Genomic DNA, 14,834 nt, shown 5'->3' on the forward strand with positions numbered 1-14,834 from the left:
GGAAGAGGGAACGGGAACCGCCGCAGGGGCCGCGGCGGCCGAATTCATAGCTTAGGCGATCCGGCCGCGAAGTGTCGTGTCGCGGTTGCATCGCGCAGCGCAGTCTTGTACGGTGTGCGTTCGCCGTCCGATCCGGGAGCCCGTCGCGTGAGCCGTTCCGCCAACCCCCTCGCTGTGCCGTCGCCGTTCTGGCGCGACGCCGCGCTGCCGTTCATCGAGGTGCGCACCGTCGACGACGGCCGGACGTTCTGCTACGCGAAGCACACGCACGACACGTTTTCGCTCGGCGCGATCGTCGGCGGCACGAGCACCTACCTGAACGGTGCGACGAAGGAACGCATCGGGCGCGGCGTGCTCGTGATCATCGATCCGGAGCAGGTGCATGCGTGCAATCCGTATGGCCCCGACGCATGGGCGTACCGGATGGTCTATGTCGACGTGCCGTGGCTCGCACGGCTGCAGCATGCGCTCGGGCGCGACCCGAACAGCGATTTTCACGGTTTTTCGCCGAAGTTGACGGAACGACGCGACCTGTTCGCGCAGTTCGGCGGCTTTTACCGCACGCTCGTGGCATCCGGCATCGATCCGCTTGGCAAGGAAAGCGCGGCGGTCGAATTCTTCACGCGGCTGCACGGCGCGCTCGATCGCGAGTTGCCCGTCGATACGCGGCGCGGGGCCGACAACGCGAAGCTCGCCCGCGCGGCCGACTACATCGCTGCGCATTGCCGTCAGGCCGTCACGCTCGATGCGATCTGCGCGGCCGCCGACCTGTCGCCGTCCTACCTGATCCGCGCGTTCAACGCCCGCTACGGGATGACGCCGCATGCGTTCCTGGTCGACCGTCGCGTGCAGTACGGCCGCGCGGAACTGCGCCGCGGCCGGCCGATCGCCGAGGTCGCGCTCGATGCGGGCTTTGCGGACCAGGCGCATTTCCAGCGCGCATTCCGGCGCATCGCGGCCGCCACGCCGGGGCAGTATCGAAGCGCCGCGAGTTGACCGGCGAACCGTGGGGCGGTGCCGGCGTCGCAGACCGCAGACCGCAGACCGCAGACCGCAGACCGCAGACCGCAGACCGCAGACCGCAGACCGCAGACCGCACACCGCACACCGGCGACGGCCCGTGTCATCGGTCGCCGGCGGCACCGGCACGGCGACAACGCACCGAAGCAACGGCACTAAACATCGAGCAGATAAAGCGCGCTGCCCGCGAGCAGCAGCGCCATCGCGCGGTTGAACAGCCGCATCCGCCGCGCATTCGCGAGCCAGTGCCGCAGCGACGCACCCGCATACCCCCAGCAGGCGATCGACGCGAAGCAGATCACCAGATACAGCGCCGCGAATTGCCACACCTGCGCGCGATCGCCATCGGCCGCATACGCGCCCATCGCGGCCACGCACGCAAGCCACGCCTTCGGATTCAGCCATTGCATCGCCGCGCCGGCCGCCGCCGACGGGCCGGCGACGTGTGGCGCGTCCGGATCGGCCGACAGCTGGCCGTCGTCGAGCGCCAGCCGCAGCGCGAGGTAAAGCAGGAACGCGATCCCGGACCATTGGGTGGCCGTGGTCAGCATCGGCCAGCGCGCGAGCGCCGCGTGCAGCCCGAGGCCGATCAGCAGGAACAGCGCGACGAAGCCGAGCGTCGCGCCGGCCGCATAGCGCAGGCTCGCGCCGAGACCGTGGCGCGCGCCCGCGCCGAGCGCGACGAGGTTGACGGGACCGGGCGTGATCGACGACGCCAGCGCGAACGCGGCCATCGAAACCAGCATGCTCATCATGTGTCTCCATGCGAATGTGAAAGCCGCATCGAGACTAAAGAAGCCGCGCGTGTCCGTATTGAAGAAAACTGCCCTCGGCGGCGCTGCCGGGATTCACGGAACGCCGAACCGGGCACAGCGCTCACCGGCGCTCGAAAGTCGTTGGACGCAGGCGTTGCAGCCGAAGGCATCGAGTCTTACATCACGGATGAGCGGCCGTCGCGAGCGCGTCGAACGCGTCGGCTTCCGGAAGCTGCAGCCACGACTCCGGGCCTGCGTCGATTTCGTCGACCGTCAGCAGGCACGCATCGAGTTCGCGACGCAACGTGGCGTGGTCGATCGACTGCCCGATGAACACGATTTCCTGCCGACAATCCCCGGCCGGCTCCTCCCATTTTTTCAGCACGCCATCGCGACGATAGTCGTCGTGCGGCCAGTCCGACTGCGGGATAAATCGCCACCATCGCCCAACGTAACCCCACTGGAACGCTCCGCCCGTCTGCACGAGCATGGCGATCTCGGCATAGCGGTGCGCAGCCCAGACATAGCCCTTGCAGCGAAGCAGTCGGCCGTTGTCCCACGGACGACGCAGCCATGCGAGCAGGCGCGCCGGATGAAACGGCGTACGTTCGCGATAGGTCCACGACGCGATCCCGTACGCATCCGACTCCGAGGGGCGTTCGTCGATCTGCATGCGCTGCATCCATCCCGGCGATTCGACGAGCGCCGGCAGATCGAAGCGCCGGGTATCCAGCACGTCTGACGGATCGACCTTGCCGTGCTGCATCGGCAGGATTCGCGCTGATGGATTCAGCGATGCAAGAATTGCGCGCAGCCGGTCAAAACCCGCGTGGCCGATCCGGTCGAGACGGCTCACGAGGATCACGTTCGCGTATTCGACTTGCTCGAGCAGCAGGTCCGACAGCTTGCGCGGCGGGCCGGAATTGCCGTCGTTCGCGAGCGTCGTGTCGTGCGCGACCGGTTCAGCCGACGCGATCATGTCCTCGAACGTCTCGCCGTCGACCACCGTGACGAGCGTGTCCAGCCGCGCCAGTTCGCTCAGGCTGAAACCGTCTCGATCGAGAAACGCAAACGTCTCCGCGACCGGCATCGGCTCCGAGATGCCGGTCGATTCGATCAGCAGATAATCGAAGCGGCGCTGCCGCGCCAGCGTGCTGATCTGCTCGAGCAGATCGGCGCGCAGCGTGCAGCAGATGCAGCCGTTGCTCATCTCGACCAGTTCGTCCTCGCCTCGATGCAGCTCGACGTTGCGCCGCACGTCGTCGGCGTCGACGTTCACTTCGCTCATGTCGTTGACGATCACGGCGACCTTCAGTCCTGCGCGATTGCGCAGGATGTGGTTCAGCAACGTCGTCTTCCCGGCGCCGAGGAAGCCGGACAACACGGTGACCGGAATCCTCGGCGCCGGGGCGGCCGGCGTTCCCTGATTCCCCGGCGCCGTCATGCGCTCTGCCCGGACGCGCGATCCAGGTAGCCTTCGAACAGGTCGACCACGACGTAGCCGTCGTCGGCGGCGTCGCCCCACAGATCCTTCACGCGGAACTCGACATGGTAGGTCGGCTGATGCGCGGCGCCGGTGTCGCCGTGGCCGATCGCGTCCGGGAATGGCCACGATTCGGTCGTCCGGTGCAGCACGACACCTTCCTTGCCGCGAACGTAGCCCGGCGCGCGGATGTGTCCGCTGACGTATTCGTCGCGAACGACGACGCGATCGCCGACCTCGAACCGCGTTGATTCGGGCGGGGCCGCCCGGCCCCCGGATTTCGGCGGGTTCGCGAGCCGGAAATGCGAACCGAGCGCGCGGTCGAGTTCATCCTGCGTGAGTACGCCGGTTTCGACGAGCAATGTCGCCGTCGCGATCACGTAGCGCTCGTAGTAGCGCGTGCCGACGTGCTGGCGCACGTCGATGCGTTCGACCGCGTGACGTACCTCGTCGACGCTGAATTTTTTCAGTTGGTCCACGCCGACGAACATCAGACTGTACGCGAGATGTTCCCAGTCTTCCTTGAAGACCGGCTTGTAGCCGAGACTGTTGATCGTATGCGGCACCGGGCCGAAACCCTGGAATCCGCCGAGGTCGTGAAAGCCGTCCATATGTGATCTCCGAGATGAAGGTCGAGAGCGAAACGTGGTGGGCGTCAGCGCGCGCGCGGCAGCGCAACGCCGATCAGCACGTCCTTCGTGACGAGCGTGCGCAGTTGTTCTTCGGTCATGTGCTCGCTGCCGGCCGGCCGCACGGGCAGCACGAGATAGCGGCTTTCGGCGGTCGTATCCCAGACCTTCACGACGACGTCGTCGGGCAGGTCGGTGCCGAGCTCCCGCAGCACCGTGCGCCCCTCGCGGACGAGCCGCGCACGATATTCGAAGCCCTTGTACCACTCGGGCGGCAGCCCGAGCACAGGCCAGTTCGTGCATGAGCACAGGCTGCAGACGATCACGTTCTTCAGCGTGGGCGTGTCTTCGAGCGCGACGATGTATTCGCCCTGCGGGCCGGTGTAGCCGAACTGCGCGCACGCGGTCGTGCCGTCCTTGAGCAGCAGTTCGCGAAACGCCGGGTCGACCCACGCACGCGCGACGATGCGCGCGCCGTTGGCCGGATCCCAGGTCGTGGACATCAGCTCGGTCAGGCCTGCGATATAGCCGTCGGGGATCAGGTTCTTCTCTTTCATCACGCGAAACAGCGCCCAGGCACGTTCGCCGGGCGTCGAGACCGTTTCCGCGGAAGGGGTCGTACTCATCGTTGGGGCTCCTTGTGGTGGTTCGGATTGACCGCCGCCACGGGGTCGGGACTGCCCTGGCGGGGTGCGGCCGCGTGGTGTCGGCCACGCTCGACGAGCAGGGTAAGAAGAGAAAAAGCGCGGTTCTTTGCCGGCACGGATCGGAAACTATGCTGAGACGGCCCCGTTGCGCGGCATGGGGCCGACACGCAACGGATGCACGGCGATTGGCGGCAATCGACGGGGCGCCCGGCACGAAAACCGTGGCGGCCGGCGCACGTTTTTCGACCGCTTCATGGCATCGGAAGCGCAGATCCGTCACAGCCAATTTCTTGTTCCGCCGGAAAACAGAACTGCGGATTTTGCCTTTCTATTCTCATCCTCAAGCGATGGCCGTTCGATGTCGCGAATCGCCGGCATCCCCGATGTACCGGCGGAACAACAGTCAGCCAGCACCCCGCGATTCCACCGTCCGGCGACGGTTCCCGTTCGTCATGCGGCGGGCGTGGCGGTGTCTGCGCAACCAGGTGAGGAGCATGATGGACAACGTCAACAGAATGAAACTGAAGCGAATCGCGCGCTGGATCGGCTTGTCGCTGATCGCCGTCGCATCGCATTACGCGGGCGCGGTCGAGGTCGATCCCGGCGACTATGAGCAGTATCCGATCGGCGCGACGATCGGCGTGCTGTACTACAACTATTCAGCGACGAACGCGTACTACGCGAACGGCCACCGGACGTCGGATTTCGATCTGCAGTCCAATGTCGGCATCGCCCGCCTGCTGCATGTGTTCCAGCTCACCGACAGGCTCACGATCGATCCGCAGGTGTTGCTGCCGTTCGGTCACGTCAGCAGCTTCGGCAACGCAAGTTCGCTTGGCAGTACGAATGGTGTCGGCGACGTGATCCTGACAGCTCCATTGAAATTTCGCCTGAACGACGCGAAGGACGTCGCCGCCGCGACCATCTACGTTTACGCGCCGACTGGGAGTTACGACCAGAACCGCGGTCTCAATCTCGGTGCCAATCGCTGGTCGCTCGATTTCCAGGCGGCCTACATCAAGCACTTTTCGCCACAGTGGGCACTCGATCTCGTCGGCGACGCGATCTGGTACGGCAACAACAGGTCGTACGGCGCGAGCGGCACGACGCTGCATCAGCGGATGAGCTACAGCGCACAGGCGATGGTGCGTTACATGCCCGATCCGGGCACGTCGCTCGCGATCGGCATCACCCAGCTCTGGGGCGGTGAAACGAGCGTCGACGGCGCGGACAACAACGACGCGCTTCGCACGACGCGCATGCGGATCACCGCGGCGAAATTCGTGACGAAGGCCGATCAGGTGCAAATCCAGCTCGGCACCGACCTGAGCGTGCGCAACGGCCCGAAGAACAGCGTGCTCGCGGGCCTGCGTTACGCGCACATCTTCTGACCACCCGCATGCGCCGGGATACGTCCGGTGCATGTGGCTCCGTGTTCCCAACGTCGATACCTCGACATCCGATTCCCTTTCCAGAGAGGTCATGCATGGAATCCGCCATCGACAAACACCTGGTCTGCCCGCGGACGCTGTCGCGCCGCGTCGCGGATGACTACCAGCCGCCGTTCCCGATGTACGTCGCCCGGGCCGCCGAAGACCTGAGCCAGGTCGTGATGGGCTATTTCGGCGTGCAATACAGCGGCGCCGACAAGCGCGCGGCGGCACTGGCCGCGTTGCGCCGGATCGTCGCCGATTTCGGTGCGCAGGACGGGCCGAAAAACTACGATCTGACGCAACACACCGACGACCAGGGTTACGAGAACCTGATTGCCGTCGGCTATTGGCGCGATCCGGCCGCGTATGCGCGCTGGATTACGTCGCCGGCGCTCGTCGAATGGTGGACCTCCGACGCACGCCTCGCGGACGGCATCGGCTACTTCCGGGAAATCGTCGCGCCGCGCGCCGAGCAGTTCGAGACGCTTTACGCATTTACGAGCGATTTCCCCGGCGTCGGCGCGATCATGGACGGCGTCAGCGGCGAGATCGAGGAGCACGGCTACTGGGGATCGATGCGCGACCGGTTCCCGATTTCGCAGACGGACTGGATGAGCGCGGACGGCGAGTTGCGCGTCGTCGAGGGCGATCCGGCCCGCGGCGGTCGCGTGGTCGTGCTGGCGCACGACAACATCGCGCTGATTCGCTCCGGTCAGGACTGGCGCGCGGCCGAGCGCGACGAGCGCCGACTGTATCTCGAGGAGATCGAGCCGACGCTGCGCAGCGGGATGGACTTCCTGCGCGACAACGGCACGGACGTCGGCTGCTACAGCAATCGCTACGTGCGCTCGATCGATCTCGACGGCAACGTGCTCGACGAGAGCTACAACATCGGCCACTGGCGCTCGCTCGACCGCCTCGAACGGTGGGCCGAATCCCATCCGACGCACCTGCGGATCTTCGTCACCTTCTTCCGCGTCGTCACCGGGCTGTCGAAACTGCGGCTGTATCACGAGGTTTCCGTCTTCGACGCAAAGCATCAGGTCTACGAATACGTGAACTGCCATCCGCGCACCGGGATGATGCGCGACGCCGTCGCCCGCTGAATCCCGCCGGCACCGCCGGGGCCGGCGGTGCCGCTTACCGAACTGGAGAACGTCGATGGCCATCAAACGCCCGACCCGCGAACAACTGTCCGATATTGCAGCCGGCTTCGGCTTTCATCTCGATTCCCGCCAACTCGCCGAATACGACGACGTACTGCAGGCGAATTTCGACGCCTACGATGCGATCGACGCGCTGCCCGACTATCTGCCCGTCGTCGCGTATCCGCGCACGCCGGGCTACCGCCCGGAAGGCGACGAGAACCGTTACGGCGCATGGGCGCGCAAGAGCACGATCCACGGCGCCGCCGACGGCAAGCTGCGCGGCAGGACGGTGGTCGTGAAAGACAACATCTGCGTCGCCGGCGTGCCGATGCGCAATGGCTCGAGCACGTTCGAGGGCTACGTGCCCGACGTCGATGCGACCGTCGTCACACGGGTGCTGGACGCCGGCGGAACGATCGTCGGCAAGTCGACCTGCGAGTACTACTGCTTTTCCGGCGGCTCGCACACGAGCGCGTCGGGGCCGGTGCACAATCCGCGCAAGGCCGGGCACTCGTCCGGCGGCTCGTCGTCCGGCAGCGGTGCGCTGGTCGCGAGCGGCGAGGTCGACATGGCGCTCGGCGGCGATCAGGGCGGCTCGGTGCGGATCCCGTCCGCCTACTGCGGCATCTACGGGATGAAGCCGACGCACGGGCTCGTGCCGTACACCGGCGCGATGCCGATCGAGGCGACGGTCGATCATCTCGGGCCGATGACGGGCAGCGTGCTCGACAATGCGTTGCTGCTCGATGTCATCGCGGGCGACGACGGACTCGATCCGCGCCAGCGGGCGCTGCCGCCGCGCGCCGATTATCTCGGCGCGATCCGCGACGGCATCGCCGGCCTGCGGATCGGCATTCTGCGCGAAGCGTTCGGGCTCGCGAATTCGGAGAAAGTCGTCGACGAGGCCGTGCTGGTTGCCGCGCACCGGTTGCGCAAGCTGGGTGCGAGCGTCGCCGAAGTGTCGGTACCGTTGCATGCGGCCGGCACCGCGATCTGGTTGCCGATCGCGGCCGAGGGCGCGACGCAGCAGATGATGAAGGGCAACAGCCACGGTTTCAACTGGGGTGGCCTGTACGTGACCGGCATGGTCGATCACCATGCGGGCTGGCGCGAGCGCGCCGATGAGCTGCCGGATACCGTGAAGGTGACGATGTTGCTCGGCGAGTATTTCACGAGCCGGTATCGCGGCCGCTACTACGCGAAGTGCCAGAACATCGCGCGGCGCTTGCGGGCGGATTACGACGCGGCGCTGCAGTCTTGCGACGTGTTGTTGATGCCGACCGTGCCGATGCGTGCGTCGAAACTGCCGGAGCCGGGTTGTGCGATGTCCGAGTCGCTGACGCGGGCGTTCGAGATGATTGCGAATACCGCGCCGTTCGACGTGTCCGGGCATCCGGCCATGTCGCTCCCGTGCGGCGTCGCCGACGATCTGCCGATCGGGCTGCAACTGGTCGGGCGCCGCTTCGACGAGGCGACGATCTATCGCTGTGCGTATGCGTATGAACAATCTTCCGACTGGCGTCAGGCGACATTCGCATAACGTGCCCGGAGCCTCGCCGCCGCGCTGCGTGTCGGTCCGGCCGGCAACGCGGCGGGCACGGCGGAATCGATTGGACAATGTGCTTTTGAACGGGCACGCTACCGGCTGCGTATTTGCCAACCCATGTGGGGCACGACCATGACGATGCGTCCTTTCCCGCGCGCCGCAAGCGGCGACGCGCCCGGCTTGGACTCCGACAGCCCGCCGGGCGAACGAACGAATTCGGCAATCGAGGTGGCGACCAACGGCTCGATCAGCCAGCGTATCGAATTCTGGCGCGAGACGATTCTGCGCTTGTTCGCGGACGTGCAGATCGCGGCCGTGCAGAAAGCCGATTTCTTCGGCCAGGTTCGGCAGCGTAGATGCGAAAAGATGCGCATCTCTGAGATCTACGCAAGCGAGCAGGCCGTGATCCGGCGTTATCGCCAGGCGCGGAGCGAGTACGAGGACAAGTATTTCGGAGTATTGATGCTCGAGGGCAGCCAATCGGTCGAGCAGGACGGCAAGATCGTCACGCTGCACCCCGGGGATTTCGCGATCTACGACGCGACACGGCCTCACCACCTGACGTTCGGCCAGTCGTGGCGCGAGATCGTCGTCAGCATTCCCCGCACGACCCTGAACCAGCTCGTCGTCGGAATGGAGCACCGTACGGCGTGCCCGACGCAAACCGGGGAGGGTGTCGGCAGCGTCATGCGCGCGTTTCTCGAGCAGATGTCGTCGCAGATCCGTAACGTGTCCGAGGACGAGATGCGGCAGTTGTCGGATACCGCGATCTCGCTGATCGCGATGACGGTCGGGGGCTTGCAGCGCAACGACCTCGCGCAATCAAGGATGAAGGCGTTGACGCTGACGCGGGTGAAGCGGCATCTGCTCGAGCACCTGCGCGACCCGGAGCTGAACCCGATGATGATCGAGCGGTCGATCGGCATTTCGTCGCACTACATCAACAAGCTGTTCGAGGCGGAGAACACGTCGCTGATGCGTTACGTATGGAACCTGCGGCTCGAGCGGTGCGCGCAGGATCTCGTGAATCCGCAATGCGCGATGCTGCGCGTGTCCGACATCGCGTTGCGCTGGGGATTCAACGACATGTCGCATTTCAGCCGCGTGTTCCGCGAGCGGTTTGCGATGTCGCCGCGGGCGTGGCGCGAGCAGGGCAGCAAGCCACGCGTGTGACGCGTCCCGGGCCGCGTTCGCGGCAGGCAGGCGCCGCTCAGGCGCGTTTGGGGCATCCGACAGGCGCGGGCGCCGTCAGTGCACCGCGCGCGGCGCGGGCGCCGGCCGCAGCGCGGGCCGGTCGCCCGCGTCGGCCGCGCGCAGCGGGCCGACGCTGCACAGCTGCGTCGACACCGAGAAGCCGAACGTATTGACGCCGCCGGAGCACGCGACGAACACGCTGCCGCCGTGCATCTCCGCGACGGCCTTGACGATCGACAGTCCGAGCCCGTGGTTCTCCTTGCTGTTCGCGCGCGCTTCCTCGAGCCGGTAGAAGCGCTCGAACACGTGCGAGCGCTGCACGGGGTCGATCGGTTCGCCGGGGTTGGCAACCGACACGTCGACGAGCGTGTCGCGCGGCGTGATCGTCACGTTCAGCGTCGCGCCGGGCGCCGAATGCTGGATCGCGTTGATCAGCAGGTTGGTCATCGCGCGGCGGAACAGCGACGGGTCGACGGCTGCGTGCGCATCGCCGTGCAGTTCGGCGCGCAACTGCGCTTCGTCCAGCGGAATCTCGAGGAAGTCGAGCATGCGCCGCACTTCGTCGGCGAGCGACACGTGCTTCAGGTCGGTCGCGCGCTCGCCGCGATCGCTGCGCGACAGGAACAGCATGTCGTTGATGATGACGCGCAGCCGTTCGAATTCCTCGAGGTTCGACTGCAGCGTCTGGCGCATCCGGTCGACCGAGCGGTCGCGGCTCGTCAGCGCGACCTGGGTCTGGCCGATCAGGATGCTGATCGGCGTGCGCAACTCGTGCGCGACGTCCGCGTTGAACGCCTCGAGCCGCGCGTAGGTCTGCTGGATGCGCTCGAGGGCGCCGTTGAACGATGCGGCCAGATCGCGCAGCTCGGTCGGCAGCGCGTCGGTGTGCAACCGCTGGCGGCGGTTGGTGGCGTTGATCGCCGCCGCGTCCTGCGACAGCCGTTCGAGCGGCGCGAGCCCGAAGCGCGCGACCGCGCGGCCCAGCAGCAGCGTGATGACGGTGGCGATCGCGATCAGCGCCGCGAGCGTCCATACGAAACGGCGCAGCATCCGCTGCGTACGCTCGCACGACGACGCGACGATCAGCTTCAGATCGGGGCGCTCGCCGCTGCCTGCGATCGGGACGGTCTTCGTCATCACGTCGTAGCTGCTGTGGTTGAGCGCGTACTGCTGGAACGCACCGAACGGCTTGCCGACGGGCATGCCGTCGACCGGATGACCGAAGCGGAAGGCGGCGTCGGGGCTGTCGATCTGGTAACGCGTCGACCCGTCGGGCGGCTCGAGATCGGCGAGCTTTTCCTGCATCAGGCGGCCGCGCGCGGCCGTGGTCGCGTGCGACACGATCATCTGCGCGACCTTCGCGCGCGTGTCGATCGTCGCGCGCAGCTCGGCAAACAGCTGGCGCTCCATCATCACGAACAGCCCGCAGCCGACCAGCGTGAACACGAGCAGCGACACGATGCCGAACATCGCCGACAGACGCAGGGTGATCGAGCGTTTCATGCGTGCCTCTCGTTGTCGGCGTCCTCGCGCGCCTCGAGCACGTAGCCCATGCCGCGGATCGTGTGCAGCAGCTTCTCCGCGAACGGGCCGTCGAGCTTCGCGCGCAGGCGCTTGATCGCAGTCTCGACGACGTTCGCGTTGCTGTCGAAGTTCACGTCCCATACGAGTTCGGCGATCGTCGTCTTCGACAGCACCTCGCCGCTGCGCCGCGCGAGCACGCCGAGCAGCTGGAATTCCTGCGCGGTCAGGTCGAGGCGCGTGCCGTCGCGGGACGCGCGCCGGCCGATCAGGTCGACGCGCAGGTCGCCGATCGAGATCAGCGTCGATTCCTGCACACGCGCGCGGCGCGTCAGCGCGCGCAGCCGCTCGATCAGCTCGAGGAACGAGAAGGGCTTGGTCAGGTAGTCGTCGGCGCCGCCGCGCAGTCCGCGCACGCGATCATCGACGCGGTCGCGCGCGGTCAGCATGATCACGGGCGTCTGCTTCTGCGCGCGCAACGCGCGCAGCACGCCGAAGCCGTCGAGCTTCGGCAGCATCACGTCGAGCACGACCACGTCGTATTCGAATTCGACGGCCTTCCACGCGCCGTCCTCGCCGTCGAGCGCGGTGTCGACGACCCAGCCTTCCTCGGTGAGGCCGCTCTTCAGGTATTCGACGACTTTCGGTTCGTCTTCGACGATCAGGACTTTCATGGGTTTGTCCTTGTAACCGGGTTAGGGGCCGACGCTCGCGGCGCGCGGGAGGTTTGCCGTCGCGACGTCGGTCGGCGTGGCGCCGCCAGTCGCGCCGCCGTCCCAGCCGCCGCCGAGCGCCTTCGCGAGAAACACGACGAGCGCCGCGCGCTGGCCCTGAATCTGCACGGCCTGGCGCTCGCTCGTCAGCAACTGCTGCTGGGCGGTCAGCACGTCGATGAACGGCGTGAGACCGCCCGCGTAGCGGTCCTGTGCGAGCGACACGAGCTTGCGCGCGTCGTCGACGGCCGCTGACGCCTGCTGCGCGGCTTCGGCCAGCACCGCCAGGCCCGTCACCGCATTTTGCACCTCCTGGAACGCGGTGAGCACGGTCTGCCGGTAGCTGGCCTGCGCGGCCACGTAGCCGGCCTGCGCGAAATCGACGCCGGCCTTCAGCTTGCCACCTTCGAACAGCGGCTGGCTGACCGACGCGCCGACTGACCACAGCAGCGCCGGCACGGTGAACAGGCCCGCGAAGCGCGTCGCATCCCAGCCGATGTCCGGCGACAGCGTGATGCGCGGGAAATACGCGGCGCGCGCGACGCCGATCTGCGCGTTCGCGGCCGCCATCGCGCGTTCGGCCGACGCGACGTCGGGGCGCCGCTGCAGCAGGTCGCTGGGCATCCCGGTCGGCAGCGCAGGCGCGTTGATCGCCACCACGCGCGGCGGCAGCGAGAATTCGGGGGCCGGCGTGCCGACCAGCGTCGCGATCGCGGTTTCGACCTGCGCGCGCTGCTGGATCAGCAGCTGTGCCTGGGTGCGCGTCGCGTCGAGCTGCGCGCGTTGCTGCAGCAGATCGAGGCCGGACACCGCACCGAGGTCGTGGCGCGCGCTCACGTAGTCGAGCGCCTTCTGCTGCAGGTCGATCGAGCGCTTGACGACGTCGATCTCGGTGTCGAGCTCGCGCAGCGCGAAGTAGCTCGACGCGAGATCGGCGGTCAGCACGAGGCGCGCGTTCGCGAAATCGTCGCGCGCCTGCTCGGAGCTGGCCTGCGCGGATTCGACGCTGCGCCGCACGCGGCCGAACAGGTCGAGTTCATAGCTGGCGCTCGCACCGACCTGGATGTCGTTCTGCACGGTCGACGTGCTCCGCGTCGCGTAGTTGGTCTGCGGCCGGTCGGCGGAGATCTTGAAGCGCTGGCCGCTTGCGTTCAGGCCGACGGCCGGATACTGCGCGGACGCGACCGACGCGAGCGTCGCCTTTGCCTGGTCGTAGCGTGCGGCGACGGCCTTCAGGTTCTGGTTGTTGCGCAATGCGTCGGCTTCGAGCGCGTCCAGCTGCGCGTCGCCGAAGGCGGTCCACCAGGCCGGATCGAGCGGCGCACGGGCCGGCGCGGCCGGGTGCCAGTACGCGTCTGCCGGGTCGAGCCGCCAGGCGGCCGGCGTCTCGACGGCGGGGCGCCGGTAGTCGGGGCCGACCGTGCAGCCGGCAAGGGCCGCGACCGCGACGGCGGCCAGGAGCGCGGCGGGGCGCAGGCGGGCGCGCATCGCGCTCACGACTTCGCTCCCGCGGCGGCGGACGCCGGCTTCACGACCGGCGGCGCTTGCACGATGACGGTGTCGCCGTTCGCGAGCGCATCGCTCGGGTTCGCGACGAGGCGGTCATTCGGCGTGAGCGGGCCGTCCACTTCGAGCGTCTGCCCGATCGTGCGCGCGATCGTCACCGCCTTCAGGCGCACCTGGCCGTTCGCGTCGACGGTCGCGACGGTCGGCCCTTCGGCGCGGAACAGCAGCGTGTTGGCCGGAATCTGCAGGCGGCCGACCGGCGTCATCGGCAGCGTCGCCTGCACGTATGCGCCGGGCAGCAGCCGTCCGTCCGGGTTCGGCAGCGTGATCTCGATCTGCAGCGAGCGCGTCGCGACGTCGATTGCCTGGGACGTGCGCGTGATCGTGCCGTCGAAGGTCTGGCCAGGCAGCTCGGCCTGCGCGACGCTTACGTGCTGGCCGACCTTGATTTGCTGCGCATACGCCTGCGGCACCTGCACATACAGGCGCAGCCGGTCGGCCTGCACGACCGTGAACAGCGAGCGGCCCGCGTTGCCGGAACTGACGAGGTCGCCGACGTCGACGTTGCGCTGCGTGACGATCCCGTCGATCGGCGCGACGATGCGCTGGAAGCCCTTCAGTTCGGTGAGCCGGCGCATGTTCGCATCGGCCGCCGCGAGGTTCGCGCTGCCCTGGTTGAACGCGCCTTGCCGGTCGTCGAGTTCCTGCTGCGACACCGCATCGCGCTGGCGCAGTTGCTGCGCGCGGTCGAACGACGTCTTCGCGAGCGCGAGCGCGGCCTGCGCCTGCTGACGCTGCGCGGTGGCCTGCGCGAGTTCCTGGTTGAGCTCGGGCGTGTCGAGCTCGGCGAGCAGTTGCCCCTGCTTCACGTGCGCGCCGATGTCGGCCTGCCAGCGCAGCACGTAGCCGCTCGCGCGCGCATAGATCGGCGCTTCGACGAAGCCGCGCAGCGTGCCGGGCAGCGTGAGCTTGCCGCCGGTGGCCGCATCGACCGGATGCACGACGTTCACGTACTGGCGCGTGTTCTGCTCGGCCACTGCGTCGAGCCGGTTGCGGTTCAGCACGTTGACGACGATCGTGCGCGCGGCGCCCGCGGCCAGCAGCACGCCGACCACGATCAGCACGATCCGCCCGCGCCGCGACACCGACGTGCGCGTCGGCAGGTGCATGCCGTGTTCGTCCACCTGGATGCCGACGGAGCTGTGATGTTTCTCTTCCATGAATTGACCAGGTCTAGAG

The 14,834-nt window shown here is 67.4% G+C and carries 13 protein-coding genes; 5 read left to right on the forward strand and 8 right to left on the reverse strand.

What is annotated here, in order from left to right; translation table 11 throughout:
* Positions 1-147 precede the first annotated feature (147 nt).
* A complete protein-coding gene (locus DIE11_RS11690) occupies positions 148-996 on the forward strand; it encodes an AraC family transcriptional regulator (RefSeq protein ID WP_124623806.1) in 849 nt (282 codons plus the stop codon).
* A gap of 179 nt (positions 997-1,175) precedes the next feature.
* On the opposite strand, the gene DIE11_RS11700 is transcribed toward DIE11_RS11690, so the two are convergent.
* From DIE11_RS11700 to nthA, 4 genes are all read right to left on the reverse strand, one after another.
* Entirely contained in the window at positions 1,176-1,772 is a 597-nt protein-coding gene (locus DIE11_RS11700) for a LysE family translocator (RefSeq protein ID WP_124623809.1), read from the reverse strand.
* Positions 1,773-1,956: 184 nt separating this feature from the next.
* A complete protein-coding gene (locus DIE11_RS11705) occupies positions 1,957-3,219 on the reverse strand; it encodes a GTP-binding protein (RefSeq protein WP_124623812.1) in 1,263 nt (420 codons plus the stop codon).
* A complete protein-coding gene (gene nthB / locus DIE11_RS11710; protein WP_124623814.1) occupies positions 3,216-3,869 on the reverse strand; it encodes a nitrile hydratase subunit beta in 654 nt (217 codons plus the stop codon). The genes DIE11_RS11705 and nthB overlap by 4 nt, the downstream gene beginning before the upstream one ends.
* A 44-nt stretch (positions 3,870-3,913) precedes the next feature.
* Positions 3,914-4,513 carry a nitrile hydratase subunit alpha gene (gene nthA, locus DIE11_RS11715; protein ID WP_124623817.1) on the reverse strand — a complete coding sequence of 200 codons (600 nt, stop codon included), beginning with the start codon at positions 4,511-4,513 and terminating at the stop codon, positions 3,914-3,916.
* 515 nt (positions 4,514-5,028) lie between these two features.
* Between nthA and DIE11_RS11720 the strand changes: the two genes are divergently transcribed.
* The 4 genes from DIE11_RS11720 to DIE11_RS11735 all read left to right on the forward strand — a co-directional run bounded on the left by DIE11_RS11720 (position 5,029) and on the right by DIE11_RS11735 (position 9,834).
* Complete coding sequence (locus DIE11_RS11720; protein ID WP_124623820.1) at positions 5,029-5,925, forward strand: transporter; 897 nt, start codon at positions 5,029-5,031, stop codon at positions 5,923-5,925.
* A gap of 95 nt (positions 5,926-6,020) precedes the next feature.
* Complete coding sequence (locus DIE11_RS11725; RefSeq protein ID WP_124623823.1) at positions 6,021-7,073, forward strand: phenylacetaldoxime dehydratase family protein; 1,053 nt, start codon at positions 6,021-6,023, stop codon at positions 7,071-7,073.
* Positions 7,074-7,128: 55 nt separating this feature from the next.
* Positions 7,129-8,655, forward strand: coding sequence for an amidase (locus DIE11_RS11730; RefSeq protein ID WP_124623827.1), 1,527 nt, complete (start codon positions 7,129-7,131; stop codon positions 8,653-8,655).
* A gap of 138 nt (positions 8,656-8,793) precedes the next feature.
* Positions 8,794-9,834, forward strand: a complete 1,041-nt coding sequence (locus tag DIE11_RS11735) for a helix-turn-helix domain-containing protein (RefSeq protein ID WP_124623830.1) — start codon at positions 8,794-8,796, stop codon at positions 9,832-9,834.
* 75 nt (positions 9,835-9,909) lie between these two features.
* Here DIE11_RS11735 and DIE11_RS11740 read toward each other — a convergent pair whose 3' ends face one another.
* From DIE11_RS11740 to DIE11_RS11755, 4 genes are read right to left on the reverse strand one after another with little or no spacing between them, the layout of a single operon-like run.
* A complete protein-coding gene (locus DIE11_RS11740) occupies positions 9,910-11,358 on the reverse strand; it encodes a heavy metal sensor histidine kinase (RefSeq protein WP_124623833.1) in 1,449 nt (482 codons plus the stop codon).
* A complete protein-coding gene (locus DIE11_RS11745; RefSeq protein WP_059599382.1) occupies positions 11,355-12,050 on the reverse strand; it encodes a heavy metal response regulator transcription factor in 696 nt (231 codons plus the stop codon). Before DIE11_RS11745 ends, DIE11_RS11740 begins: the two co-directional genes overlap by 4 nt.
* A gap of 21 nt (positions 12,051-12,071) precedes the next feature.
* Positions 12,072-13,577, reverse strand: a complete 1,506-nt coding sequence (locus DIE11_RS11750) for an efflux transporter outer membrane subunit (protein WP_124624141.1) — start codon at positions 13,575-13,577, stop codon at positions 12,072-12,074.
* A gap of 5 nt (positions 13,578-13,582) precedes the next feature.
* The gene (locus tag DIE11_RS11755) at positions 13,583-14,815 is read right to left on the reverse strand and encodes an efflux RND transporter periplasmic adaptor subunit (RefSeq protein WP_124623836.1); all 1,233 of its coding nucleotides are present in this window, start codon (positions 14,813-14,815) and stop codon (positions 13,583-13,585) included.
* Positions 14,816-14,834: the final 19 nt, after the last annotated feature.

The organism is Burkholderia sp. Bp9012 (assembly GCF_003853825.1).
Lineage (GTDB): Bacteria > Pseudomonadota > Gammaproteobacteria > Burkholderiales > Burkholderiaceae > Burkholderia > Burkholderia diffusa.